Here is a 1,588-nt window from a genome sequence, read left to right as displayed (position 1 = left end):
ACCCCACCCCGGGCCCCCGCCAGGTCGTCGTCGAGGTCGCCGCCTGCGGCCTGTGCGGCACCGATCTGCACATCCTCCAGGGCGAGTTCGCGCCCTCGCTGCCGATCGTGCCGGGCCACGAGTTCGCCGGTGAGGTGGTCGGCCTCGGCAGCGAGGTGAACGAGCTGCGGATCGGCGACCGCGTCGCCGTCGACCCGTCCCTGTACTGCTACGAGTGCCGCTACTGCCGTACCGGCAACAACAACCTGTGCGAGCGCTGGGCCGCGATCGGCGTCTCCACCGCGGGCGGCGCCGCCCGGTACGCTCTCGCCCCGGTCGCCAACTGCGTCCGCCTGCCCGAGCACGTCCGCACCGCCGACGCCGCCCTGATCGAACCGCTGTCCTGCGCGGTACGCGGCTACGACGTGCTGCGCGCCCGGCTCGGCTCGCACGTCCTCATCTACGGCTCCGGCACCATGGGCCTGATGATGCTGGAGCTCGCCAAGCGCACCGGCGCGGCCCGCGTCGACATCCTCGACGTCAACCCCGAACGGCTCGCCACCGCACGGCAGTTGGGTGTCACCGGGGCCGCCGCGAACGCCGCCGAGCTCGACCGGCCGCAGGGCTGGGACATCGTGGTCGACGCGACCGGCAACGGCGCCGCCATCCAGGACGGCCTGGAACGGGTCGCCAAGGCCGGTACGTTCCTGCAGTTCGGCGTCGCCGACTACGCGACCACCGCGACGATCAACCCGTACCGGATCTACAACCAGGAGATCACCATCACCGGCTCGATGGCCGTCCTGCACAGCTTCGAGCGGGCCGCGGAGCTGTTCGCCGGGGGCGTGCTCGACCCGGAGGTGTTCATCAGCGACCGGATGCCGCTGTCCCGCTACCCGGAGGCGCTCGACCACTTCGCCTCGGGCGCGGGCCGCAAGACGGTCGTCGTACCGGACTGACAGGGCCGGCCGGCACCACCTCGATGCCGGGCCGCGGGTCACGGCTCGGCATCGAGGTGGTGAAACCTGGTGGAGTAAGGGAACGGTAAAGCGGGGTCGTTCGTTATCTCCTGCATGACAGCTATGACCCCCGGCTCGAACATCCCTCTCTCCGTCGCGCGCGTGGCGGTGGACGTCGCCGCTCCGGTGCGGCTCGACGTATCGGGCCTGCTGCTCACCGCGGACGGCAAGGTGCGCTCCGACGAGGACTTCATCTTCTACAACCAGCCCACGGGCCCCGGTGTCACGTACCGCTCGGGCGGCGGCAGCGCGCCCGACGCGATCATCGTGGACACGGCGGCGGTCCCGCCCGGCATCGAGAAGATCGTCGTCACCGCGAGTCCGGACGCGGCGGGCCAGACCTTCCAGGGCATCGAGCCCACCGCCACCGTCAAGGACGCGGACGGCGGCGCCACCCTCGCCACCTTCACCCCGCCCCAGCTCGGCTCCGAGACCGCCCTGGTGATCGTCGAGATCTACCTGCGCAACGGCGCGTGGAAGGCCCGCGCGGTCGGCCAGGGGTACGCCAACGGCCTGGCCGGTATCGCCACCGACTTCGGCGTCTCGGTCGACGAGGAGCCCGCGGCGCCCGCCGCCCCGGTGGCCGCGCC

At 72.0% G+C, this 1,588-nt stretch carries 2 protein-coding genes; both read left to right on the top strand.

Annotation, left to right across the window (positions count from 1 at the left end):
- A partial coding sequence (locus GUY60_RS37555; RefSeq protein ID WP_161705976.1) for a zinc-dependent alcohol dehydrogenase family protein occupies positions 1–938 on the top strand: 938 nt, incomplete at its 5' end.
- A gap of 114 nt (positions 939–1,052) precedes the next feature.
- Positions 1,053–1,588: TerD family protein (locus tag GUY60_RS37550; protein WP_187370233.1), on the top strand; the 536-nt coding region annotated here is incomplete at its 3' end.

This window comes from Streptomyces boluensis (assembly GCF_009908195.1).
GTDB classification, from domain to species: domain Bacteria; phylum Actinomycetota; class Actinomycetes; order Streptomycetales; family Streptomycetaceae; genus Streptomyces; species Streptomyces boluensis.
Note: the sequence above shows the minus strand (reverse complement) of the source record. Positions and strands in the feature narration are given on the sequence as shown.